The following is a 23,898-nucleotide window of genomic DNA, read 5'->3' on the forward strand; positions in this document are numbered from 1 at the left end:
CACTCTCCATCGAGTGTTCCTTCATTAAAATATACTTTACCAGCAGGCAATTGCGCCATCGGTTCTCATTTCCGTCCCGCCTGTCAGGACACCGGTTTCCGGATTGCGGACGATGACCTGCCCGCGGCCAAAACCTCCACCATCGTATGCTACCTTCATCTGATGCCCTCGTGCAGCAAGCTCTTTGACGATATAATTCGGGAAGTTGTGCTCAACTTCGATCTGCTTGCCTTCGATCCACTGCCAGCGAGGCGCATCAAGTGCAGCCTGCGGGTTCATCCCGTAATCAATCATATTCATCGCCACCTGGACATGCCCCTGTGGCTGCATATAGCCACCCATCACGCCGAATGGGCCGACTGCCTGGCCATCCTTCGTGATGAATCCAGGAATGATCGTATGGTATGTCTTCTTGCCCGGAGCCAGCGCATTCGCATGATTCGGGTCTAGCGAAAAGTCATGCCCGCGGTTTTGCAGTCCGATTCCTGTTCCCGGAACGACTACTCCTGAACCGAAGCCCATATAGTTGCTCTGGATAAACGAAACCATATTTCCTTCTCCATCCGCAGTCGACAAGTAGACTGTTCCCCCTTTAGGCAGCTGGCCAGGTTCCGGCATTCTCGCTTCATCAGAGATTTTCGCTCGTGCATCCTCTCCATACTTCTCGGAAAGCAGATCTTCTACCATCGCCTGCATCGTCTTAGGGTCGGTGACATACTCCTTGCCATCGGTGAACGCCTGCTTCATCGCTTCCAGCTGAAGATGCACACCCTGGACGTCATCACGATGGGTAAACTCGTAGCCTTTTAAAATATTCAATGCCATCAAGGCAACGATTCCCTGTCCATTCGGCGGAATTTCCCACACCTCGTGCCCGTGGTATGATACAGAAATTGGCTCCACCCATTCAGGATGATAGTTTTCGAGATCGGACTTACTCAGGAATGCACCTGCTTTTTCAGAAGCCTCTGCGATTCTATCAGCAAGCGGCCCCCTGTAAAAGCTCTCTCCATTCGTTTCAGCAATTTCCTGAAGCGTATTCGCATGATCCTCCGATTTCCACATCTCGCCGGCCTCAGGTACCTTTCCATCTGGAGCGAAGACGGAGAACCACTCCTTGTATTCCTCGCCCTGGAAGCGGCTCTTGTAAGCATTGTAAGCACCCTTCCAGTATTTTGCGAGAATAGGAGTCAGCGGATATCCATTGCGCGCATAGTCAATCGCCGGCTGCAGCACCTCAGTAAGCGGCAGGCGGCCGAATTTTTTCGACAGCTCCGCCCATGCTGATGGAGCCCCCGGAACCGTGACCGGAATCCAGCCATGCGAAGGCATTTTTTCATGGCCAAGCTCCTTCACTTTTTCAATGGAAATCGATTGTGGCGCGGGGCCGCTCGCATTCAATCCGTACAGCTTGTCTTTTACCCAGACAAGCGCGAACGCGTCGCCGCCAATTCCATTGGAAGTCGGCTCGACAACTGTCAGGCATGCCGCTGTCGCGATGGCCGCATCGATTGCGTTGCCTCCCTTTTTTAAAATATCAAGGCCCGCCTGCGCCGCAAGCGGCTGCGACGTAGCAACCATCCCATTGCGAGCGACCGAAGCCATCCGCTGGGAAGGATAAGGATATGTATGTAAAGACATTTAGATTCCCCCTATTAATTTTCGTCTTACGAAATATTATATCAAAATAGCTGAAAATTCGAAATAAAAAAATCCCTTTCTGTTACGATAGGGATTTTTCATTTAAATTTTGTGAAGATACCAACTGTACTATGAGCAAAGATTGTCATCCAATAAGAACCAACCAAAAGAAGAATAGAAAAATAACTGAACATTGCTGCGTCTCCAAAGACATTTGAAAAATACTCAGCTGCCTTATAATATCCGCCACCACCTGCCACGAGGGCGAAAAACATTGTTCCGTGTAAAATGAAGGTATATTTGCGCAACTCATCACTCTCTCCAAAAACTATTTTACTCATTAAATTATTGAAACGAAATGTTAGCAAAGAAGCTAACAACCATAATCCAATGATTAGGAACAGAATGACCAAGTGATCCTGATAAGCCCTGACTGCAGGGAGCGCGAAGAAGATTGAAGTCAGTACAAAACTAAAGTAGCCGGCATAACCTCTAAGTTTAGCCGATTTTTTGGATTTCCCTGTGATATCTAAGAAAATAGCATATAAAAACAGCGGGATGTAAAGGCCAAGTACAAGCCACATGTAGAACCTTGAAAAGTCCGGGATGAAGATACTAAATGCTCCGATTATCAAAGGCAGTATTGTAAATATCAATGTCTTTTTAATCATATGCCACCCCCATTATCTCTTTTTAAAAGCCCGGCCATATTCGGCCGGACTTCTTACATTCCACTTTGCAATCTTAACTCATAAAATTCCTTCACCCTTGTCACGACATCCTTTGAACCTGAATCCTCAATCATCATCGCGACGATCATATCGCTGGATTGAGGGTTGTAGGCGACGAACCAGCCGAGTTCCCTTCCTTTATCGCCCTGTTTTTCCTTGATTTCCGCTGTTCCCGTTTTACCGGCTAACGGATAGTTGGCGATCTGGCCATTGTGGGCGGTTCCTTTTGGATCGGTGATGACTTTTGTCAGCATGCCATTCAGAGCCGCTGCATTTTCAGGACTGACAAGCCCTTCCTTCCATACCTGTCCCTGCTCATCTTCCATATTCAAAATTGGTTTGATCATATTGCCCTTATTCACGAATGGCGAATACGTCGTTGCAAGATGGAGAATATTCATTTCCATCTGCCCCTGTCCGTAAGCAGAGTCGGCCAGGCTGATTTCACTGTCAATCTTGCCGATTTGCGATGGCTCGATTGGGTATAGATATTCCGGCTGGTCTTCAAAGCCGAATTTCTTCAATCCTTCTGTAAAAGTTTCCTGGCCCATTCCGAGCACTGCCCGCGCAAAGTAAATGTTATCCGAATAGATCAGCGCTTTTTCAAGGTTGATATTCCCTACTACATTCGAATACCTGGTCACTTTGTAGCCGCCCCATGATGCGTCTTTACTCCACTGTTTATCAGTAATTTCAAAAGCAGTATCCAGCTGGAGCTTTCCGCTCTCAAGTCCGATTGCTGCTGTGATCGGTTTGATCACTGAGCCCGGCACATAAGTCAGCTTGAATCTATTAAGCGTAGGCTTTAGTGGGTCTTCTTCTAGCACTTTCCGCTTGTTTTGCGAGATTCCGAGCGCCATTTCATTCGGATCGAATCCTGGCGCGCTGACCAATGCCAGCGTCTCACCTGTCTTCGGATTGATGGCTGATGCCGTACCCGCTTTCCCTTTTAGCTGGTCGTACAATTGCTGCTGGGCCACTACATCGATTGTCAGCTTGACATCCTTCCCGTTTTCCACCGTCTTTTCAGCAAGCGTCTTGACGGTTCCGTCCTCTTTCACAATCGAAATCCTGACTCCGTTTGTGCCTTTTAATTGTTCTTCGAGAACCTGTTCAAGGCCGCGGCGGCCAATGAGGTCGGTTGCACTGTACCCTTTTCCCTCCAGCTTTTCCAGGTCATCGGCAAGGATTGGACCGACATAACCAATCAAGTGGGACAAAGCTTCTCCATATGGATACTCGCGGGCCCCCACCATCTGGCTTGTCACTCCATTCAGCGCAAATAACTTTTCATGAAGACCTTTATCTGTCTTGGAAACTTTCTTCAGAGGAACGAACAAATCAGGTTTTACCCACCCTGCGTTCATGGCTTTAGTGATTTGCTCTTCTTTCATATCGAGCAGCTCCGCAAGCTTGGTGATGGTCTGCTCTTTTGGCTCGCCTAATTTACCAGGGACCACTCCGACCTGGACAGCCGTCCCATTGATCGCAAGCCCGTTTCCAGCACGGTCAAGGATGCTGCCGCGTTCTGCCTGGACATTCTTGAAGCTGATTTTATCCCCTGCTCCGAGTTCTGGGAAAATGTACGTCGTGTTCCAATCAACATACCAATTTGCCTCTTTTTCACGCTCTTCTTTTACAAGAGTAGCATTGTGGTCGAATTCAATCGGGCCAGCAGCGCTATTCATCTTTGCTGAAAAAGGAAGTTCTGCGTTCTCTTCATGTTCCTGCTCTTCCTCAGGCTGCTTGTAGCTCACCTTCAGCTCATTGATCTCTAAATCTTTATAAATTTTATTATAACGAGAGACGAATTCCTCCTTGGAGATGGAATCCTTCGCTTTTTTTGATAAAAATCCGTACATCTCATCAAATTTCTGGTCATTCCAAAGCTTTACGTACTGGGAAAACCTTTCTTCGGGAGTCGGTTCCTTGCTGCAGCCGGAAATGAGTGCGGCAATTACGACCGTTAAAAGTATAAATAGTGCCCGTTTCATATGTATCCCTCCTCTTGTCTGATTTTACCATAGAATTGCCAATTAGATAAACTTCAGGACTTCCCTCTTTCACTATAAAATTTCCACAAAATACAGCGGAAGCTTTTCTGATTAATCCAATAAAAAAACCCGCCTTTATAGCTAGGCAGGTTCCATAAATTTAGATTTTATTAGGAGTTGGTTGAAGTATCAGCGTCAGTTGAAGAGTCTTTGTCTTTATCTTCTCCTGCGTCCTTATCTTCGTCTTTTTTATCAGAGCCGCCTTCTGCAGGCTTGTCTTCCGCTGGAGTTGTACCTTCAGCATCTTGCTCTGAGCTTCCTTCCACATCTTCTCCGTCAGCATCTTCAGACTTGCCTGCATCTGCATCAGAAGAAGCTTTCTCTTCTGTCACATTTGCATCCTGCAATGCGCTTAGAGGCTTATTGAAGTACTCATGCGGATTGACTGGTACATTGTCCTTGCGGATTTCAAAGTGTACGTGGTTGCCAGCCTTCTCATTGATCAGGCTTGTTCCGGATTTCGCAATGACTTGTCCTTGCTCAACCTGGTCGCCAACCTTAACTTGATAGTCTTTCACTGACTGATATTGTGTTACAATACCTTTGTCATGCTCGATTTCAATGACGTTTCCAAGCACTGCATCTTCCATGACATTTGTGACAGTACCGCTTAGTGACGCGATTACATCAAATTCCTTGCCATCTTTTGTAGCAATGTCCAGTCCAGTGTTCGGATGGTACGTATTATCATAGAACACTAGAGCTGCTTCTTGCTCAGCCGCGTCGCCTTCATTGTCATAGAATCCCATTTGGACGACTGCATCATCTTCATTCACCACTGGCATTACAAAGTTCTCCATCGCGCGGTTCACTTCAACTGCTGGCTGGTCATTCATCTTTTTACCAGGCATGTCAGTCGCTTTGTATTCCGACTGATCCAGCTGATCGGTTCCGCTGTTTTGATACCATAGGACACCAGTTAGAATGATTGCGGCACTAGCAATATAAACTGTTGGATACACCCACCGCTTCTTGAAAAAGCTGTTCTTGCTTTTGTCTTGAGAAGATCTTTTTTCTTCCTCTCTCATTTTCATCACCTCAGCAATCAGTTTGAACAGAAGCGAAAAAATATATACATAGAGTTGAAAAATTTTTTACTGCTTATTTTTCGACAAAGGTTAGGAAATTATGCAAAAAAGTTTTTTGGGGTGGTTTGGTTGAGATACAGTTAATTCGGGGTCAACTGTAAACTTCACACAATTCGCCCTCTTCGGGTTACTACTATAAAGAGAGGTATCATCATGAAAAAGTTATTAGTATGGTTTTTACGTATTCTTCCGCTGCTCTATATGGCGGCAATCTGGATTATGTCCAGTAATCCTGCAGACGCATTGGTCGAGCTGCCCAATCAGGGCGTTGACCGTTTTATAAAAGAATCGCTCCATCTCGTAGAGTTTGGAATCTTGTACGTGCTGCTTGTCCTGGCGGCTTTGACGACCGGACGTTTCACACCGGTGATGAGCTTCGCCTTCATGGGCGTGGCGATTCTGTACGGCCTGCTCGACGAGATCCATCAAAGCTTCGTCCCGTACCGATCAGCAACACTGATTGATTTTATAAAAGACGTAATTGGGGTATTAGCGGCCTCACACTTCATCCATCATGCCAGCTTCAGCGGAAAGTTCCCGCGGCTGGGGAGGGTTTTGCGCGGGATTGAGGAGAGAGTTCGGGGAATTTAGCTGGGTTTAGTATTTAAATTGTTATTAGTTACGGTTTTTTAGGGGCTGGCCTTGTTTTTAGGCTGGCTTTTTGTTTAGACTAGTGTTCTTTTTAGCCAACGTGGATTATATCCTCACTAACTAGGATTAAAACTGACATAAAGGGGATTAAAAGCTCTACAACGGGGATTATCCATATCACAACAGGGATTAAAACCTACAATTCACATAATGTACAATTAAAGATACGAAACTAGGCAGGTTTTCATGCTGAATTATAGAATTTGTCCTAAAAAGCAACTTAAGGAGTGATATTTTGATAAAAAAAGAAAGAGGATATCCCATTCATCTCCGTATTTATGAGGCTATCTTCAATAGAATCCATGACAATCATCCAAAATTCTTACAAATCGAGCAAGATTATAAAGGCTGGCGCTCTGGTTACAAAGGAGAATTGCAAACTGACTACCGCTTAAGCTTTTTGCCTGAAAAAGGCTACTATATATTCCGCGATTTGCGGCTTGCTGATGGCCCTTGGCACTTTCAAATGGACACCCTCATATTAACTCTTCGATACATCGTACTGATTGAAACGAAAAATCATTCAGGTATACTCTTCTTCGATAAAGATTCCAATCAAATGATCCAAACCAAAGAAGACAAAGAAAAAGCGTATGATAGTCCCGTTCTACAGGTTAAAATGCAATCGTGGCATCTAAAAAGATGGATAAATGAGCATAAGTTTAGATTACCTCCCGTTTACCACTTTGTGGTTATCAGTAACTCTTCTGCTATTATCCGAACCAATTATCGTTCGTTAAATAATATTGTAGTGAAAGGAGATGTATTGTTAAATAGAATAAACCAGCTTGACTCCAACCATTCTGAAGAGTTTCTTTCTGTAAAAGACCTAAAAAAATTCTCAAATCTTCTTTTAAAAAAGGATACTCCACAGCGTCCGGATTTATTAAAGTATTACTCCCTTACAAGCTCCGATTTTCATAAAGGAGTTCAGTGTCCTGCTTGTTCGACTTTTGGGATGACACGCATGAAGTGGCATTGGGTTTGCCCTCATTGTGGACATTCATCTAAAACTGCTCATCACGGAGCAATATTAGACCACTTTCTTCTCTTTAAGCCTACCATGACAAATCAAGAATTTAGACGCTTTGCAAACATTCCTTCGATAAAGACTGCAAATCGGATGTTATCTTTTATGAACCTCCCCCACACAGGCACCAAAAAAGGCCGCATCTACCACATGCCACCCGACATTGAAACATTCTTCAATTCCCGGAAAAAATAATCGACATATACCATACTGAATCCCGCAAAAAGACAAAAGTTACCGAAGCACAACTCAAATGCGCTAAAAAGCCAGGGCTGCTCTTCGCCCTGGCCACGTCATTATTCGGTTTTGCAAAAGCAGCCTGATCTTATTTCTTCGCAGTCACCTTCGTCAGCATACTCTCTGCTTCGCTGATCTCGACGCCTTTATAGTAGTGTTTGACGATATCCTGATAGTTCTTGCCTTCGGTGGCCATGCCGTTGGCGCCGTATTGGCTCATGCCGACGCCGTGGCCGAAGCCTTCGGTGGTGATGACGACGTTATTGCCTTTGAGCTCCCAGGTGAAGTCGCTTGAGCGCAACCCTAGTTTTTCACGGACTTCTTTGCCAGTTAGGACTTTGCCGCCTATGTCGATTTTGGCTACGCGGTTGCCTGATGTTCTTGAGATGACCTTGCCAATCTCCGGAGAATTCGGCAGCTTGACCCCAAGCTTAGACTCCACATCGGCCACGGTCATCACAGTCTGGTTGCGGAATTTCGGTGACTCCAGATCCCATGGGCTTTCTACGCTGCGCAGGTATGGCAGTGAGTTTGACCAGTATTCCTCTGAGTTTTCAGTAAAGCCGTTCGATGTCGAGAAGAAGGTCGCATCAATGGGCGCACCGTCAAATGTAAGGACCTGGCCGTCAGTTGCCTTTACAGCCTCGGCGATTTTCTTCATCTTCCATTTGTAGTCGACGCCCCATTGCTTTTTCAATTCTTCTTTGTTTTTAAATACCTGGTGAATGGTTGTATCATTCAATTGAGCGCCTTCAGGTACGCCTACCTTATTTGGGCTCAGCATTTGTTTTACATAATAAGTCCTTGCCGACAGTGCCTGCGCCTTTAATGCCTCCAGCTCAAACTCGGCGGGCATTTCAGCAGCGACGACACCGATCAAGTATTCATCAAGCGGAAGCTTTTCGGTCTTGGATAGAGCTGTCCTGTAAACTGCTACCTCTACTGCGGAATCGGCAGTTGGGACAGCAGCAGCATCCTTCGCTTCACTTTGCAACTCTTCCCCAAGCTTTCCGCCTGCCTTTTCTTCCATAAAAGGGAGGACGAGCAAGGATGGAATCAGGAGTGTGACAGCAAATAGAATTGCAGCTAGTACGATGAGTGGTTTGAATTTTAACATAGAAAAAGCCTCCATTATGAAATTTCACGGTCGTTAACCGTCTCATTCCATTCATATGGAGGCGGACAAGCTTTTATGACAAATTTCAAAAAAGCTCATCATTTGTATATTTTCCTTTAAAACGTTCATAATAAGTCGGTCGAAATTGGACAGATATTTTTAAAACAAGAAGTTAATTCCCTTCCAATCAACAGGACTAATAACAAGAATTCAGCGGTTTTTTTAAAAAAACCAATCAAAAATCAAAAAACCGCAGAACTATACATGTAAGCACAATTCTCCGGTTCATTGAGTAGTATTCTTTATGGGTCATGTCTAAGACTAGATATCTTATGCGTTCATGTCTGAGACTAAGTTTTCAGTTACTGGCTGTTCTTCTACCTCGCTGATGCGTTCGATGTCAGCGCCTAGTGCAGCAAGTTTATGATGGAAGTTCACATAGCCGCGGTCCAGGTGGTAAAGCTCTGTCACGCGTGTTACTCCATCTGCTACAAGGCCAGTCAGGATCAGTGATGCTGCGGCGCGCAGGTCTGTTGCTGCCACTTCTGCTCCCTGAAGGTTGGATGGTCCGTTCATGATGACAGAACGTCCGTCGATTTTGATGTTTGCGTTCATGCGGCGGAATTCTTCCACGTGCATGAAGCGATTTTCGAAAACAGTCTCAGTGATCATGCTTGTGCCCTGAGCGCGCAATAGCAATGCCATCATCTGGGATTGCATATCTGTCGGGAAGCCAGGGTGCGGCATCGTCTTGATGTCGACTGCTTTCAATTTTTCAGGACCGATGACACGAAGGCCATCTTCTTCTTCAATGATCGTAACACCCATTTCTTCCATCTTGGCAACCAATGAAGAAAGATGTTCCGGTACAGCGCCTTTTACAAGGACGTTGCCGCCAGTGATGGCAGACGCCACCATGAAGGTTCCTGCTTCGATTCGGTCAGGAATGATGTTGTGATCAGCACCGAACAGTACTTCCACACCCTCAATCTTGATTGTGCCAGTGCCAGCGCCTTTTACCTTCGCTCCCATTTTGTTAAGGAAGTTGGCAAGGTCGACGATTTCTGGTTCTTTTGCGACGTTTTCGATGATGGTTGTGCCTTTTGCAAGAACAGCCGCCATCATGATATTTTCCGTAGCGCCAACGCTAGGGAAATCGAGGTATATTTTAGCTCCATGCAGGCCATTGGCTGCTTCGGCTTCAATAAAACCGTTGCCTACCTTGACTGTCGCACCCATTGCTTCAAAGCCTTTAAGGTGCTGGTCGATAGGACGGGAACCGATTGCACAGCCGCCTGGCAACGCTACGCGAGCACGGCCATTCCTGGCAAGCAGGGATCCCATTACTAGTACAGAAGCACGCATTTTACGAACATACTCAAAAGGTGCTTCTATTTTTAACTCTCTGGATGCATCTACTGTAATCGTGTTATTTTCAAACTCCACTACGGCGTTTAAAGAACGTAATACTTCGTTGATGGTATATACATCGGAGAGAGTTGGCACATCACGAATTACGCTTTTTCCGTCACTTGCTAATAATGTTGCAGCGATAACAGGCAAGACGGCATTCTTAGCTCCTTCAACCTTTACAGAACCGCTTAGCCTTTGTCCGCCGCGGACGATGATTTTTTCCAAGTGTATTCCCCTCCGCGTCCAATTTCTCTATATTAATATTCAATCGTTATGATGGGTGTGCCAACTACGAGGGTAGTCTTAGCGCCCAATCGATCAGTTTTCCGTAATCCAAGCTGCATATTCATCTCATGGTCATTGCTCAAGGGTTTGTCGAACAAAGGCGAAACAGCGGATGTAGATAAGAATGATTCCTCTTCTACCCCTTCGACTTCCTTAGCTTGAAAAGCCTTTAGCAATTTAGTTTTATAAACAGGTAAAGCCGATTTTATCTTATCACTGAACTCGCCTTCAATACAAGAGAAAGTTGTGGCGTTTCCTCGAAAAATGTCAAATATTCTGCCTGGTAAATTTTTGTTTAAAAATGCTTCTGTATTTTTATTCCAGTAGTGACCTCTGACCTCATACATCACATACGTATGTATCAGCCCATTTGTGTCCGTAGAAACAATTTTAATTTTTTCCTGAATCTCAGAAGAATTAGAAACAGCTGTAAGTTCTCCATCTCGGTGCTTCCATGTCCAATTCGGAAGCTGGTCCTTCAGTTCTTTTACCAAACCTTCGACATTTTCTTCTACCAATGTTTCCCTAGCATATATAGACCAACCAGTGATTAAAATATTTTCGTCCTGCAAAACTGAGGCCAGAGTTTTTATTTCATGATCAGCGTCAGCTACAGTCGTCTTATTCCCAGCTTGGAACACAATAAAACCAATAATGCCAAAAATTGATAAAATAAATGGAATCTTCTTCATATGTCTCTCACTCTCCCCTTATTACCATTCTTACCAGGAGAGCGAATCGCATACTTGGGAATTCTCGTCACTTTTTGACATCATTCTATGTATCAACTTAGCCGGGTGTTCATTTGTTTGTGAAAAAATAAACATGCCTTTGCAAAAAACAAGCACAAAAACAATAATACTCAAGTTTTCATGTTTTGGAAACATGTATGAAGACCTAATTTTTTACCAATTTGTTTAGGATTTACAGGAATGGGCCAAAGAGTCCATGCCAGCCACTGCTAGCTCCCCATTAATGAAGAATTTTTCGCGGAGCTTTTTGAATATTGATCGGATTACTTTTGATTAAGCGATTTTATTGAAAAATCATCGGAAGCTGCTGTGACCATTGGAGGTAATCAAGGAAGAAATTACTTACGGTGGATCCCAGTGCGATGGATGCAAGAATGTATAAAACACGGGCTTGAAGAACATGGTTTGCCCTGAGCAATTTATCGAATTGGAGTGCTTGAAGAGCCCACCATGAAATGGCGATAAAAATAAGATGTGTCAGAATGCTGGTCAGCGCAAAGCCGCCAAAACCTGTAATCATAAAGTGTCCCCCCTAACCATGTCTATTTTAACATAAACTAGATGATTACCTGTTATTTTAGACGTTTCAGAAACCGGAAAGTTTCATGATTAATTTTCGCATCTTAATTTATCCTGTGACGGAACTAACTCTTCTCTTAATTTATCACCCTTGTGACCGAAACTAACTCTTCCCTTAGTTTTCGGCTTTCTTTCATCATATCTAAATCAATGCATAAAAAAACTGGCCTGCAATCAATGCAGACCAGCTGAATTTACCCCTTTGTTTCCATGATAGATTTTCCCCAAAACCCAAACATGATTGGTGCTTTTTGTTACCGAAAGGCGCTTATCTCATAAAATCAACGAATTGGTTGAAGTTACTTTGCATGAAGTCGATTGCCAGGTTTGGCATGACTCCGAACAGGATTGTTCCGACTACTGTGATCAGGATGACGGAGATAGTTCCTGCTGGCAGCTGGATTTTTTCGTCACTTGCTGCCGGACGGAAGAACATTTGCGTCATGACTCCGAAGTAGTAGAAATAAGATACGACTGTTGTCGCAATCATGATCGATACGAGTACATAGTGGGCCTGGTCGACCATCAATGCGCCCATGAAGATGTTCAGCTTACCGATGAAGCCTGCAGTACCCGGGATTCCTGCGAGTGACAGGATGAAGATTCCCATTCCAACAGCCAATAAAGGTGAGCGGCGGTAAAGGCCGGCAAAGTGGCTGATATCTTCTGAGCCAGTTTTCATTGTTATCACCTGGATCACGGCGAATGCCCCAAGATTCATCAATACGTATGCGAGCATGTAGAACCAGATTGCATCGAAGGTCACGAATGACATGGCAGTCAATGCGACAAGGATGTAACCGGCATGCGCGATACTTGAGTAGGCGAACATGCGCTTGATGTTGCGCTGTCTTAAAGCGATGACGTTACCAATGATCATTGTTGCTCCCGCCAGGAATGCGATGTAATCCTGGACTGCGAACAGTAATGGAATTGGCTGTCCATCTTCCTGTGCGACAGGAATGTATCCAAAAATCGATAAGAGGATGCGAAGGATAATCACGAATCCAGCTGTTTTTGAGACGACGCTCAAGAACGCTGTCACTGGAGTCGGTGCTCCTTCGTATACATCCGGTGCCCACATATGGAATGGCGCAGATGCCAGTTTGAAGGACAAGCCAACGAAAATCATGAAGAATGCCAGTCCAAGAATGTAGATATGCTGAGGGTCACTCAGTCCGCCAAAGACTTGAGCGATTCCTTTTAGATTAGTTGTTCCGGCGATTCCGTATACATAGCTCATACCGAACAATGTGATTGCGGTAGAAATTCCGCCATTTAGGACGTATTTCATCGCTGACTCATTCGATTTCAGATTGCGTTTGCGCATCCCTGCAAGAACATAGGACGGAATGGACAACAATTCAAGGCCAACGAATAAAGTAATCAAGTCGCCGCTTGATGCCATGAACATCGTACCAAGCAATGCCGTCAGGAACAGGTAGAAAAATTCTCCCTTATATTCCTCAAGTCCGTCATTCGTCCTGTAGTCGATCGCCAATAGCAAGACCAGTGCAGATCCAAGTAAGAGGATCAACTTGAATGCGATCGCGAAAGAATCCAATCTGAATGTATCATATAAAATCGATGTTGTTTCCGTACCGATAAGTGAAACCAGTGAAACCAGCGCCAGTACTACACCTGCAAAAGCAGCCCAGCCAAGGACTTTACGGTCAACATGCTTTGGCATGAATAAATCAGCGACTGATAAAATGGCAATGACACCAAGGATGATGAATTCCGGAGTCATCGTCCCCCAATCAAATGATAGAAGTGTATCTAGATCCATCCTTCATCACCCCCCTATTCCCATCAAGATAGTCTCTAAAGTTGCCTGAAGCGGTTCACTAAGAACAGCTGGATATACACCGATCAGAACGATCAAGCCGATGAGCACCAATACTGGAGCCCATTCAAATGAACGGATGTCGGAAACTCCAACAAACTCGCGCTCTGCATTGCCATATGTGATGGCGAGCACTGCGCGCAGCAGGTAAACAGCTGTCATGATGATGCCGATTGTACCTACCGCTGCCAGGATTGGCATTTCCTCGAATAGTCCAAGGAAGGCCATGAACTCGCTGACGAATCCGGACATGCCAGGCAGTCCAAGTGATGCCATCGCACCTGCAAGCAGGAAGCCTGATGCAAGCGGCATTCCTTTTGCCATGCCGCCAAGGTTCGCAAGCGTTGTCGTATGCGTGCGCTCATAAAGAACTCCAACAAGGAAGAACAATAGAGCTGAAATCAAGCCGTGTGAGACGACCTGGAAAATAGCCCCTTGAATTCCTGCTTCATTTAATGCTCCAAGTCCGATTAAAACGATCCCCATATGGGAAATAGAAGAGTAAGCTAGGACCATTTTGAAATCTGTCTGGATAAAAGCAAGGAATGCACCGTAAAGCAGGTTAATGACACCCAGTACTGCGAGCAATACGGCTAATTCCGCGAATTGTTCAGGGAAAATCCCCATCCCGAAGCGAATCAGACCAAACGCACCGATTTTCAGCAAGATCCCTGAGTGGATCATGACGATGGATGGCGGCGCTTCAACGTGGACGCGCAGCATCCAGCTATGCAACGGGAAGATTGGCAGCTTTACACCGAAAGCCACTAGCAATGCGATCAATAATCCCATTTTCAATGACTCAGATACTGGCGCGAACAATGGCGCGTTTTCTGCGTTCATCATGACTGACAGCATTTCGATATTGGATGTGCCAGTTCTTGAGAACAACACCATGATGACGATCAGCAGGATGGCTGACCCAAGGCCGTTATAAATCAAAAAGCTGTAGGCAGCCTTTTCTTTGTCGTAATAACCCCATTTTCCAATCAGGAAGAACATTGGAATCAATGTAATTTCGAAGAAAAGGAAGAACAGGATCAGGTTTTGTGATGTGAAGACTCCAAGCATCCCGATTTCGAGAAGCAAGAACAGCATGTAGTAGCCTTTCCATTCTTTTTTGATATGGAAGGAAGCAACTGCCGCAAGCGTCGCGATCACAGCTGTGAGAACCACCATGATCAAACCGAAACCATCGATTCCGAGCTCGTAGTTTACCGAGAACAAGCCCTGCTGCTCAGCACCCTGACCGCCGAATTGGATCCAGCGGAATTTTTCCGAAAAATTGGCCAGGTCATGGCCGCCGCGGTACGAAAAGTATGCGATCAGCGCAAGGATCAACGACGGCAGTGTTGCCAATACGCCAAGCATTTTGATGCCTGATTCATTCGCCTTTGGCATGAAGGCCAAAAGCAGGATTCCTAGTAAAGGGGAGAATACCAGCAAGGTAAGAAAATAGTTGAAATCCATTATAAATACCCCCCTGTTAACGCATAGATGACAATCAGGACTGCAAGGCCGACAAAGGCGATCGTGCCATATGTCTGTACCTGGCCGTTCTGGATTTTCGCACCTGTTTTACCAAGTCCCTGGACAGCTGCTGTTGTCAGCTTGACAAGTCCCTCAACAAGGAAGACCTCGATGAAGCGCAGGAACAAGCTGATTCCTTTTACTGCAAAAACGATGCTTTGATTGTAAATTTCATCGATATAGTACTTGTTTTTCACGATGCCATAAGCGATTGGCGCCCTGCTGGACAGCCAGTCGCGGGAAACTGACTTCTTGCTGTACATCATCCATGCAAGCAGGATGCCGAGCAAGGAAACAGCTGTCGCGACAATCATGATCCAGCCTGGACCTTCGATATGGCCGTGGCCAAGAGCTTCGTTTCCTTCAACAAGCCAGTCGCCAAGGAAAGTGCCGAACCAAGGTGTGTTCACATAACCAGCAACAACAGCCAGTACAGCAAGCACTACCATAGGCAGAGTCATAACGGATGGCGATTCATGGACATTCTTCATTTCGCTTCGTGCTTCACCGGAGAATACCATGAAGAACAGGCGGAACATGTAGAATGCTGTGAAGAACGCCGCGATCACTGCCAGCCAGAACAGGCCGTAATTTTCATGTGCCCATGCAGCGATCAAAATTTCATCTTTACTGAAAAAGCCTGAGAACAATGGGACACCGCTGATTGCCAGTGTTCCGATCAGGAACAAAGGTCCAGTAAAGGTAAGCTTTTTCCAAAGCCCGCCCATTTTTTCAATATCCTGAGTTTGTACAGCATGGATGACGCTGCCTGCTGCAAGGAAAAGCAATGCTTTAAAGAAAGCGTGAGTCATTAAGTGGAACACTCCGGCAACATAACCGGCTGAACCTAATGCAAGCATCATATAGCCAAGCTGGCTGACAGTCGAGAATGCAAGTACACGCTTGATGTCAGTCTGGACAAGGCCGATTGTTGCCGCAAAAATCGCTGTGAAGGCACCGATGATCGCAACAGTGAGCATAGCTGTCTCACTCGCATTGAATAGCGGGAACAGCGATGCAACCAAGTATACACCGGCCGCAACCATTGTCGCTGCGTGGATTAACGCAGAAACTGGCGTCGGGCCTTCCATTGCGTCTGGAAGCCATGTGTGAAGCGGAAACTGTCCTGATTTACCAACTGCACCGATAAAAATCAGGATTGCAGTAAGAGTAATCATCGTTCCGGAAATAGCACCTTCTTCTACCGCTGCAAAAATTTCATCATATTCGAAGCTGCCAGTCTGCCAGAATAAGAGAATCATCCCGATCAGCAACCCGACATCCCCGATACGGGTCATGATGAAGGCTTTCTTTGCAGCCGCTTTGGCGCTTTCTTTGTAAAAATAGAATCCAATCAACAGGAATGAACCTACACCGACCAATTCCCAGAAAATATAGGTCTGCAAAAGATTCGGCGAGATTACAAGACCAAGCATTGCAAAAGTAAATAGTCCTAGATAAGCATAGAAAACCGGGAAGCGCTCATCACCATGCATATAGCCTTTTGAATAGGTATGCACAAGGAAGCTGACAAGAGACACGATCACCAGCATCAATGCGTTTAATTGATTTACTTCAAAGCCCGCAGTAAGTTCCAGATTCCCGATTGTCAGCCACACGGATTCAGCTTTGAATGTAGACTCCGAAAAGCGCTCGATCAGCACAAGGATGGAGTATACAAGAGAGGCAAGCGTCGCAAGAATACCAACGAATGCGCTCGCTTCTTTAAGCTTTTTACCGAACAGCAGCAGGAATAGAAAGGATACAAGCGGGAACAGCGGAATGAGCCAAGCATTCTCCATTAATATCACAATCCCCTTTTTTGAACGCGCGCTATCTATCATATATACGCCCGTCAGATTGAGGCCCGTCTTTCACGGGGCAGTCCAGCTACAAGAAATCTTCTGGTTTTTAACGGCAAATGCCGCTTATGAAAAATCCATCAATCTAATTTTTCAACTGATTCATTTCATCGATATTGACCGTCCTGCGGTTACGGTAAAGCGAAATCAGGATCGCCAGTCCTACCGCTACTTCAGCTGCTGCCACCGCAATGGAGAACAGCGCGAAAACCTGGCCAGTAATCGAAGGATTGACTCCGTATTTACTGAAGGTTACCAGATTGATATTGACCGCATTCAGCATCAATTCGATAGATATCAACACAATGACTGTGTTCTTCTTTGTCAGCGCACCGTAAAGTCCGATGCAGAAAAGAATAAGTGCAAGTGCCAGATAGGCTGAAACCGGAACAGAACTCATTCCTGATCACCCTCCTTTTCGTCATCCTTGCGCGCAAGTACGATTGCGCCGACGAGCGCAGCAAGCAGGATTACGGATGTCAGCTCAAACGGGATGATATATTGCGAGAACAATGATACCCCGATTTGTTCTGTGTTATTTTCATGCAGCGTATTTGGTACTGCTTCGAAATTCAAATCGTAAATCCCAAAATACACCGCTGCTCCAAAGCCAATTACGCCTAGCAGCAGTGCAAGCTTGCGCAGCATTCCGCCCTTTGGTTCTGCTTCATCACCGTGGTGGCGGGTAAGCATGATCCCGAACAGCATCATGATCGTGATGGCGCCGGAATAGATCATGACTTGGATGACCGCCAAGAATTCAGCGGACAAGAGCACATAAATACCTGCAATACTGACGAATGTAAAGACGAGCGCTACGACCATGTGGATGACCTTGGTGAGGTTCAATAAAAGCACGCCGCCGATTACCGCCACTAAAGCAAGTGACATAAACGCAAAGAATTCGCCTGTTAACGTCATGCTTTATTCACCTTCCGTATATTCTCATCATTTTCGTCAAGCCATTCCAGGTTCTTGAATAAATCATCCCGGCTGTATTCAGCAAGCTCAAAGTTGTTCGTCATGATGATCGCTTCAGTCGGGCAAACTTCTGTGCACAGGTCACAGAGGATGCAAAGTTCGAAGTTGATATCATACGTATCAATGATTTTGCCTTTTTTCGTTGGATCAGGATGCTTTTTACCAGTCAAGTTAATGCAATCTGTCGGACAAATATTGGCACACTGGTTGCAGACGATGCATTTTTCAGGATAAAACTTCTGGATCCCGCGGAACCTGTCAGGAAGCGGAATCGGTTCGTTTGGATAATCGTAAGTCAGCTTTTCGCGAGTCAATTGTTTAAGGGTATAAGCTAATCCTTTAGTCCATCCTAGCACGTAATTCACCCCTTTAATGCAGGAAGCAATGCTGCTTCCGTTCCTATTTTAGAAAAAATTCTTTAATCAAAGCAGTAAGGAAGATGTTTGCCAGCGCTACCGGCAGAAGCACTTTCCATGCGAACTCCATCAATTGGTCGGCGCGGATACGCGGGAACGTAGCACGGAACCAGATGAGGATATAGACCACCAAGCTGAACTTGAGCGAGAACCATACAGCTCCTGGAATGAAGCCAAGGAACGGCAGCGGAAGCCAGCCTCCAAGGAATAATACAGTGATCAACGCAGACATTGCGAACATATACACATATTCAGCAAGCATGAACATTGCCCAGCGGAAGCCAGAGTACTCTGTGTGGAAACCGGCAACAAGCTCGTTTTCCGCTTCTGCAAGGTCAAATGGAACCCTGTTCAGTTCAGCAGTAGCAGCGATGAAGAACACGATGAACGCGATCGGTTGCCATAAAATGAACCAGCCACTATCACCTTGAGCTGCAACAATATCATTAAGATTCAGGCTGCCTGTCAGCAGGACGATTCCAAGTACGCTCATGACAAGCGGGATTTCATAGGAAATCATCTGGGCCGCGGCACGCATACCGCCAAGCAATGAGTACTTGTTATTGGATGCCCAGCCTGCCATCAGCATGCCGACAATTGTCAGCCCTGAAATAGCGATATAATACAGAAATCCTACATTCAAGTCAGCAAACTGCAGTTTGTCAGTCAAAGGAATCGTCGCCATGACCATGAAGGACGGCGCGAACGCGATGACCGGCGCGATAATGAACAGCGGCTTATCCGCTGCTTTTGGTATTAAGTCTTCTTTTACTAGCAGCTTTAGAACGTCGGCAACGGATTGCAACAGCCCCCATTTACCGCCGACATGGGATGGACCATAACGGCCCTGCATGAAACCAAGCACTTTCCTCTCTGCCAGAATCGCCATCGTTACGAATCCAAGGATTACTAATAGCAGGACGACAGCCAGGACGAAAAAGATGCTGAAATTCATAAGGCCTGGGCTAGATTCGAGAAAGTTCTGAACCATTAACCGTCTACCTCCCCAAGAACGATATCAACCGCTCCTAAAATTGCAATTAGATTTGAGATGCTTTCACCTTCGAGCAGTTTAGGGAGGATTTGCAGGTTATAGAAGCTCGGTCGTCTGAACTTGAGACGGTACGGCTCTTTTTTGCCATCGCTGGAAATATAGCAGCCGATTTCGCCTCGTGAGCCTTCGATCCGGACAAACGCTTCCCCTTTTGGAGCCTTGATGATTTTTGGAACCTTGGCTATGATTTCTCCGTCTTTCGGGAATTGCTGCACAGCCTGTTCGATGATTTTCAGTGATTCTTCGATCTCGCCCATCCTTACATGGTAACGGGCAAGCGCGTCGCCTTCATCGCGAGTGACAACGTCAAAATCGAAGCGGTCATAAATTGAGTACGGCTCATCCTTGCGCAGATCCCATTTCACGCCTGTTGAGCGCAGATTCGGTCCGCTCAATGAGTAATTGATCGCATCTTCCTTTGTATATGTACCGATGTTTTTTGTACGGTTGAGGAAGATCTCGTTTCCTGATACCAGCTGGTGATAACCTTTCAATTGTCCTCTTAGGTAAGGGACAAATTCAGCGACCTTTTCAATCCAGCCTTCCGGAGCGTCCCATTTGACTCCGCCCACACGCATGTAGTTGAACGTCAGACGAGCACCAGACAATTCATTCAATAGGTTGAGGATCATCTCACGGTCACGGAATGCGTAAAGCAATGGGCTTGTCGCACCGAAGTCGAGGATGAATGTTCCCCACCACAGCAAGTGGCTGGCAACCCTGTTCAATTCCATCGCCAATATCCTAAGATACTCGGCGCGTTCAGGAACCTGTACGCCCATCATCGTTTCGACTGCATGGACGATTACATAGTTATTCGTCATTGCCGATACATAGTCCATTCGGTCTGTATACGGAATGATCTGCGTGTATTGCAGGTCTTCAGCTAGTTTTTCAGTCCCGCGGTGCAAATAACCGATGACCGGCTTCGCTTCAACGATAATCTCACCATCAATTTTCAGAACGAGGCGGAATACACCGTGTGTACTAGGGTGCTGCGGGCCCACGTTCAAGAGCATTTCTTCTGTGCGTATCACGGGCTACACCTCCACATCATACGGTTCATAGTCTTTTCTTAATGGGTGGCCTACCCAGTCTTCACCAAGCATGATGCGATGGAGGTTTGGATGGCCTTCGAATTTGATGCCAAGCAGGTCATACGCTTCACACTCCGGCCAGTTCGCACCTGCCCACAGGTTCGCCAGTGACTCAATAACCGGCTGGTCGCGGTCAAGCTTGACCTTCAATGCAACGGACTGCCTGTTTTTGTATGAGTACAAGTGAACATACACTTCCATATGTGTCTGGAAATCAGTGCCGTGAATCTCTGATAGGTAATCAAAGCCTAATAGTTCGTTGTACTTCAGGAATTCAGCCAATCGGTAATAAGATTCTCTCTTAGCGACAAGCGTTGGGACATCTTTTGAAAGTGGATTAATATACGAATCTTCCAAAATATCATCGCCTAGATTGTCGGTAATCGCTTTTACATATTTATCTAAGTAAGGCTGGTTTGGAGATGGCTTTTTCTCTTCAACAGGCTCTTCTGCTCCTGCTTTTGCACCAGCTGCTGACTTCGCCTTCGCTGCAGCTGCGGCTTTTGCCTTTGCTGCGGCAATCGCTTTCGCTTTCTCGTCGTCAGCGGATCCTCCGCCCGATGCTGCTGCTTTTGCCTTTGCTGCAGCGGCCGCCTTCGCTTTCGCTACAGCTGCGGCTTTCTTTTTCGCAAGATCATCATCGTCACCTGCTGAAGCGTCTGCTCCTCCGCCTGCCTCCTGAGCTTTCCTTTTCGCTGCCGCTGCTGCCTTTGCCTTCGCTACAGCTGCGGCTTTCTTTTTCGCAAGGTCATCATCGTCACCTGCTGAAGCGTCTGCTCCTCCAGCTGCCTCTTGAGCCTTCCTTTTTGCTGCCGCTGCTGCCTTCGCTTTCGCTACGGCTGCGGCTTTCTTTTTCGCAAGATCATCATCATCGCCTGCTGGAGCTTCAGGAGCTGCAGATTCTTCCTTGCTTTCCTCTGTCTGGCCTGTTGCCTTCATTTTAGCAAGAGCGGCTGCTTTTGCTTTTGCTGCTGCGGCTGCTTTTTTCTTGGCTAATTCAGCATCTTGACCTTCTACCGGAGCCGATACTTCCTCTTTCGCTTCTGGTTCTTCAGCCTGCCCACTCGCTTTCATTTTTGCCAGTGCAGCTGCTTTCGCCTTCGCTGCGGCGGCTGCTTTCTTTTTCGCAAGCTCGGCATCGTCACCTGCTGGTGCATCTGCCTTCGCCTCTGTTTCTTTCACTTCAGGTTCTGCGACTTTGTCGGCAACCTCTTTCGGGTCATTTCCTTCCCCTGCCTGTTTAGCAGCCTGTCGCTGCTTCGCAAGCTCTTTTGCTTTTTGGGCTGCTTCTCTCTTTATCTGCTCTAAATCCTTTTCCCCGCTCATCGGTTAGATCACCTTCTTCCCGGTTTTCGCCTCATAACGGATTTTCTCTTTCAATTTATTAATCCCGTAAATCAATGCTGCTGGATTCGGCGGGCAACCCGGTATGTAAACATCGACCGGCACAATCTGATCGACACCTTTTACAACTGAGTATGATTTTACATATGGACCGCCTGCTGTCGCGCATGAACCCATGGCGATTACCCATTTTGGTTCTGCCAATTGGTCATACAGTCTGCGGACAGTCGGAGCCATTTTTTTGGTAACTGTGCCTGAAACAATCATGACATCGGACTGACGAGGTGAGTTCCGGTAGAATGTCCCGAAACGGTCCAGGTCATAGTGAGCCGAACTGGATGCCATCATTTCAATCGCGCAGCATGCAAGACCGAAAGTCATTGGCCACATGGAGTTGCTGCGGGCCCAGCCTTTAACCTGTTCTAGAGTTGTTACGAACACATTCCTTTGGAGTTCTGCCACTTCTTCAGGTGAGAAATCATCCAACTTTAAATCCATTTTAGCACCTTCTTTTTCCATGCGTAGATGAGTCCGATCAGAAGCATTACGACGAAAATCAGCATCTCGATCAATGCGAAGATTCCCAGCTTCTCATAGGCGACAGCCCATGGATACAAAAACGCTGTTTCTACATCAAAAATAACGAACATAAGAGCAAAAACATAATAACGGACATTAAACTGGACCCGTGCATCACTGAACGGTACCATCCCGCTCTCGTAGGTGGTATATTTCCGCTCGTCCTGCTTGTATTTCGGCCGCAAAAGCTTAGCCGCAAACAAGGCTACGATTGGAAGCAATACCCCGAGACATAGGAACACAAAGACTATCAAATAGTTATTTTGATATAGATTCAACTGCTCCATGCCCATCCCTCCAATGTTGTGAAATTTTCATACTTTTTAATCTTGTAACCGATAACAATTATACCATTGTTACAATAGTGTGTCGACAAGCCTTTGAACAATCTGGCAACCTTCTTCCATTGCTTTTTCAATAGAAAAATAGCTTCTCATTGAGTATGAATGGATTGGTGGAAAGAGGGTTCCCCTTTCATACTTAGTTGCTATAAAGGCAATATATTCTTACTCTTTTGACCAGGCATTTTTCGAGCGCCTGCCAGTATGGAGGGTGCAGCCTCCCGAACATGCGCTTTAAACGGTAAAACGCAGCAGACAATCGGTTACATCCTATATTAAATCCAATTTGGATTAAGTTGTCAGTGACGTTTGTCAACATTGTGAAGTTCTTTGCCAGCTTTCATTTATGGCGGAATTATGGAATTTTTGATTGCGGGGTCTTTATGAGGGTATTAATTAAGAATTGAGTGGTAAAGTGACTGATTAATTGACTGATTAATTGAGCGATTGACGCTGAAATATCTCTGGACATGAGTTTTTACGATGCATAAGCGAGATTTAGATTGCAAACCTGATCCATCAGCATTTTTTCCAGGCTGATTGATGATATCCAAATGTTTTATAGCAAGAATATTATTTTTATAGCGAGTTTTTATTTTTTATAGCGAGTTATTGATTTTTATAGCGAGTTTACCGGTTTTATAGCGAGTTTTTCATTTATATAGCGACTTTATTGATTATATAGCGAAACGGAACCTGCTCCTAGATTTGTAAATCTTCTGGCAGCAGAAAATCGCAGCACATTCGCTATTTCACCCACCAACATAATAAGATTTCAGCAAATCCATCACCTTCTATAAAATAAAAACACCCCCCGGCAGTGCCGGAGGGTGTTGAAGTATCTTAGATTCTGCGTTCTGCAACTGAAATACGGTTGATTGCACGCTGCAGGGCAAGTTCTGCACGCTTGAAGTCGATGTTCTCCTGCTTTCTTTCATGCAGGCGCTGCTCAGCGCGTTCTTTTGCTTTAAGTGCACGTTCAAGATCGATTTCAGATGATTGTTCTGCAGATTGAGCAAGGATGGTTACCTGCTCAGGACGGACCTCGAGGAAGCCGCCGCTGACTGCAATGAACTCGTTATTGCTGCCATTTTTCAAACGGACAGCGCCAATTTGTAGCGGTGCAACCATAGGAATGTGGCCTGGCAAGATTCCAAGCTCGCCTGTGCTCGCTTTTGTGCTTACCATTTCAACATCTGATTCATACACCGGCCCATCGGGAGTAACAACACTGACTTTAATCGTCTTCATTTTTTACCCTCCTGGTCCG

General features: G+C 45.8%; 22 protein-coding genes. 2 read left to right on the forward strand and 20 right to left on the reverse strand.

The features are described from left to right. Positions 1-36: 36 nt before the first annotated feature. The 4 genes from ggt to LGO15_RS23045 form a co-directional block, all read right to left on the reverse strand. Entirely contained in the window at positions 37-1,641 is a 1,605-nt protein-coding gene (gene ggt / locus LGO15_RS23030; protein WP_226086184.1) for a gamma-glutamyltransferase, read from the reverse strand. A gap of 98 nt (positions 1,642-1,739) precedes the next feature. After that, a complete protein-coding gene (locus tag LGO15_RS23035; protein ID WP_226086185.1) occupies positions 1,740-2,312 on the reverse strand; it encodes a hypothetical protein in 573 nt (190 codons plus the stop codon). 53 nt (positions 2,313-2,365) lie between these two features. Then, a complete protein-coding gene (locus tag LGO15_RS23040; RefSeq protein WP_226086186.1) occupies positions 2,366-4,366 on the reverse strand; it encodes a penicillin-binding transpeptidase domain-containing protein in 2,001 nt (666 codons plus the stop codon). Positions 4,367-4,536: 170 nt separating this feature from the next. Beyond that, the gene (locus LGO15_RS23045; RefSeq protein ID WP_167831123.1) at positions 4,537-5,454 is read right to left on the reverse strand and encodes a stage II sporulation protein SpoIIQ; all 918 of its coding nucleotides are present in this window, start codon (positions 5,452-5,454) and stop codon (positions 4,537-4,539) included. 213 nt (positions 5,455-5,667) lie between these two features. Between LGO15_RS23045 and LGO15_RS23050 the strand changes: the two genes are divergently transcribed. Next, on the forward strand, positions 5,668-6,105 hold the full coding sequence (locus LGO15_RS23050; protein ID WP_226086187.1) for a VanZ family protein: 438 nt from the start codon (positions 5,668-5,670) through the stop codon (positions 6,103-6,105). A gap of 295 nt (positions 6,106-6,400) precedes the next feature. Next, positions 6,401-7,390, forward strand: a complete 990-nt coding sequence (locus tag LGO15_RS23055; protein ID WP_226086188.1) for a nuclease-related domain-containing protein — start codon at positions 6,401-6,403, stop codon at positions 7,388-7,390. A 130-nt stretch (positions 7,391-7,520) separates the two neighbouring features. Here the strand turns inward: LGO15_RS23055 and spoIID are convergent, their stop codons facing one another. The 16 genes from spoIID to LGO15_RS23135 form a co-directional block, all read right to left on the reverse strand. Next, a complete protein-coding gene (spoIID, locus tag LGO15_RS23060) occupies positions 7,521-8,549 on the reverse strand; it encodes a stage II sporulation protein D (protein WP_167831120.1) in 1,029 nt (342 codons plus the stop codon). A 330-nt stretch (positions 8,550-8,879) separates the two neighbouring features. Beyond that, the gene (murA, locus tag LGO15_RS23065; RefSeq protein ID WP_167831119.1) at positions 8,880-10,187 is read right to left on the reverse strand and encodes a UDP-N-acetylglucosamine 1-carboxyvinyltransferase; all 1,308 of its coding nucleotides are present in this window, start codon (positions 10,185-10,187) and stop codon (positions 8,880-8,882) included. A 32-nt stretch (positions 10,188-10,219) separates the two neighbouring features. Beyond that, positions 10,220-10,939, reverse strand: a complete 720-nt coding sequence (locus tag LGO15_RS23070) for a YwmB family TATA-box binding protein (protein ID WP_226086189.1) — start codon at positions 10,937-10,939, stop codon at positions 10,220-10,222. Positions 10,940-11,282: 343 nt separating this feature from the next. Next, a complete protein-coding gene (locus LGO15_RS23075) occupies positions 11,283-11,519 on the reverse strand; it encodes a DUF1146 family protein (RefSeq protein ID WP_226086190.1) in 237 nt (78 codons plus the stop codon). A gap of 327 nt (positions 11,520-11,846) precedes the next feature. After that, positions 11,847-13,367 (reverse strand): NADH-quinone oxidoreductase subunit NuoN, encoded by a 1,521-nt coding sequence (nuoN, locus tag LGO15_RS23080; protein WP_226086191.1) that lies wholly within the window; start codon positions 13,365-13,367, stop codon positions 11,847-11,849. Between the two features lie 6 nt (positions 13,368-13,373). Continuing rightward, positions 13,374-14,894 carry an NADH-quinone oxidoreductase subunit M gene (locus LGO15_RS23085; protein WP_226086192.1) on the reverse strand — a complete coding sequence of 507 codons (1,521 nt, stop codon included), beginning with the start codon at positions 14,892-14,894 and terminating at the stop codon, positions 13,374-13,376. Then, positions 14,894-16,756, reverse strand: a complete 1,863-nt coding sequence (gene nuoL, locus LGO15_RS23090; protein WP_226086193.1) for an NADH-quinone oxidoreductase subunit L — start codon at positions 16,754-16,756, stop codon at positions 14,894-14,896. Before nuoL ends, LGO15_RS23085 begins: the two co-directional genes overlap by 1 nt. A gap of 145 nt (positions 16,757-16,901) precedes the next feature. Next, positions 16,902-17,216, reverse strand: coding sequence for an NADH-quinone oxidoreductase subunit NuoK (gene nuoK, locus LGO15_RS23095; protein ID WP_023613593.1), 315 nt, complete (start codon positions 17,214-17,216; stop codon positions 16,902-16,904). Next, complete coding sequence (locus LGO15_RS23100) at positions 17,213-17,737, reverse strand: NADH-quinone oxidoreductase subunit J (protein ID WP_167831114.1); 525 nt, start codon at positions 17,735-17,737, stop codon at positions 17,213-17,215. The genes nuoK and LGO15_RS23100 overlap by 4 nt, the downstream gene beginning before the upstream one ends. Next, positions 17,734-18,153 carry an NADH-quinone oxidoreductase subunit NuoI gene (nuoI, locus tag LGO15_RS23105; RefSeq protein WP_023613591.1) on the reverse strand — a complete coding sequence of 140 codons (420 nt, stop codon included), beginning with the start codon at positions 18,151-18,153 and terminating at the stop codon, positions 17,734-17,736. The genes LGO15_RS23100 and nuoI overlap by 4 nt, the downstream gene beginning before the upstream one ends. 43 nt (positions 18,154-18,196) lie before the next feature. Continuing rightward, the gene (gene nuoH, locus LGO15_RS23110) at positions 18,197-19,204 is read right to left on the reverse strand and encodes an NADH-quinone oxidoreductase subunit NuoH (RefSeq protein WP_226086194.1); all 1,008 of its coding nucleotides are present in this window, start codon (positions 19,202-19,204) and stop codon (positions 18,197-18,199) included. After that, positions 19,204-20,304 carry an NADH-quinone oxidoreductase subunit D gene (locus tag LGO15_RS23115; RefSeq protein ID WP_167831113.1) on the reverse strand — a complete coding sequence of 367 codons (1,101 nt, stop codon included), beginning with the start codon at positions 20,302-20,304 and terminating at the stop codon, positions 19,204-19,206. Before LGO15_RS23115 ends, nuoH begins: the two co-directional genes overlap by 1 nt. 3 nt (positions 20,305-20,307) lie before the next feature. Next, complete coding sequence (locus LGO15_RS23120) at positions 20,308-21,690, reverse strand: NADH-quinone oxidoreductase subunit C (RefSeq protein WP_226086195.1); 1,383 nt, start codon at positions 21,688-21,690, stop codon at positions 20,308-20,310. Between the two features lie 3 nt (positions 21,691-21,693). After that, entirely contained in the window at positions 21,694-22,206 is a 513-nt protein-coding gene (locus LGO15_RS23125; protein WP_023613587.1) for a NuoB/complex I 20 kDa subunit family protein, read from the reverse strand. Continuing rightward, entirely contained in the window at positions 22,197-22,574 is a 378-nt protein-coding gene (locus LGO15_RS23130; protein ID WP_167831111.1) for an NADH-quinone oxidoreductase subunit A, read from the reverse strand. The genes LGO15_RS23125 and LGO15_RS23130 overlap by 10 nt, the downstream gene beginning before the upstream one ends. 897 nt (positions 22,575-23,471) lie before the next feature. After that, complete coding sequence (locus tag LGO15_RS23135) at positions 23,472-23,879, reverse strand: F0F1 ATP synthase subunit epsilon (protein WP_102264580.1); 408 nt, start codon at positions 23,877-23,879, stop codon at positions 23,472-23,474. Positions 23,880-23,898 lie beyond the last annotated feature (19 nt).

The sequence above is a fragment of the Mesobacillus sp. S13 genome (genome assembly GCF_020422885.1).
Lineage (GTDB): Bacteria > Bacillota > Bacilli > Bacillales > Cytobacillaceae > Mesobacillus > Mesobacillus selenatarsenatis_A.

Excerpts from the sequence above, each read along its gene's own strand:
- nuoK (WP_023613593.1), bottom strand. The coding sequence starts at position 17,216 with ATGAGTTCTGTTCCGGTTTCAGCCTATCTGGCACTTGCACTTATTCTT.
- LGO15_RS23075 (WP_226086190.1), bottom strand. The coding sequence starts at position 11,519 with ATGATTACAGGTTTTGGCGGCTTTGCGCTGACCAGCATTCTGACACAT.
- LGO15_RS23045 (WP_167831123.1), bottom strand. The coding sequence starts at position 5,454 with ATGAGAGAGGAAGAAAAAAGATCTTCTCAAGACAAAAGCAAGAACAGC.
- ggt (WP_226086184.1), bottom strand. The coding sequence starts at position 1,641 with ATGTCTTTACATACATATCCTTATCCTTCCCAGCGGATGGCTTCGGTC.
- spoIID (WP_167831120.1), bottom strand. The coding sequence starts at position 8,549 with ATGTTAAAATTCAAACCACTCATCGTACTAGCTGCAATTCTATTTGCT.
- LGO15_RS23135 (WP_102264580.1), bottom strand. The coding sequence starts at position 23,879 with ATGAAGACGATTAAAGTCAGTGTTGTTACTCCCGATGGGCCGGTGTAT.
- nuoH (WP_226086194.1), bottom strand. The coding sequence starts at position 19,204 with ATGGTTCAGAACTTTCTCGAATCTAGCCCAGGCCTTATGAATTTCAGC.
- LGO15_RS23070 (WP_226086189.1), bottom strand. The coding sequence starts at position 10,939 with ATGAAGAAGATTCCATTTATTTTATCAATTTTTGGCATTATTGGTTTT.
- LGO15_RS23050 (WP_226086187.1), top strand. The coding sequence starts at position 5,668 with ATGAAAAAGTTATTAGTATGGTTTTTACGTATTCTTCCGCTGCTCTAT.
- LGO15_RS23125 (WP_023613587.1), bottom strand. The coding sequence starts at position 22,206 with ATGGATTTAAAGTTGGATGATTTCTCACCTGAAGAAGTGGCAGAACTC.
- LGO15_RS23040 (WP_226086186.1), bottom strand. The coding sequence starts at position 4,366 with ATGAAACGGGCACTATTTATACTTTTAACGGTCGTAATTGCCGCACTC.
- LGO15_RS23120 (WP_226086195.1), bottom strand. The coding sequence starts at position 21,690 with ATGAGCGGGGAAAAGGATTTAGAGCAGATAAAGAGAGAAGCAGCCCAA.
- LGO15_RS23085 (WP_226086192.1), bottom strand. The coding sequence starts at position 14,894 with ATGGATTTCAACTATTTTCTTACCTTGCTGGTATTCTCCCCTTTACTA.
- LGO15_RS23100 (WP_167831114.1), bottom strand. The coding sequence starts at position 17,737 with ATGACGTTAACAGGCGAATTCTTTGCGTTTATGTCACTTGCTTTAGTG.
- nuoL (WP_226086193.1), bottom strand. The coding sequence starts at position 16,756 with ATGGAGAATGCTTGGCTCATTCCGCTGTTCCCGCTTGTATCCTTTCTA.
- nuoN (WP_226086191.1), bottom strand. The coding sequence starts at position 13,367 with ATGGATCTAGATACACTTCTATCATTTGATTGGGGGACGATGACTCCG.
- LGO15_RS23130 (WP_167831111.1), bottom strand. The coding sequence starts at position 22,574 with ATGGAGCAGTTGAATCTATATCAAAATAACTATTTGATAGTCTTTGTG.
- LGO15_RS23035 (WP_226086185.1), bottom strand. The coding sequence starts at position 2,312 with ATGATTAAAAAGACATTGATATTTACAATACTGCCTTTGATAATCGGA.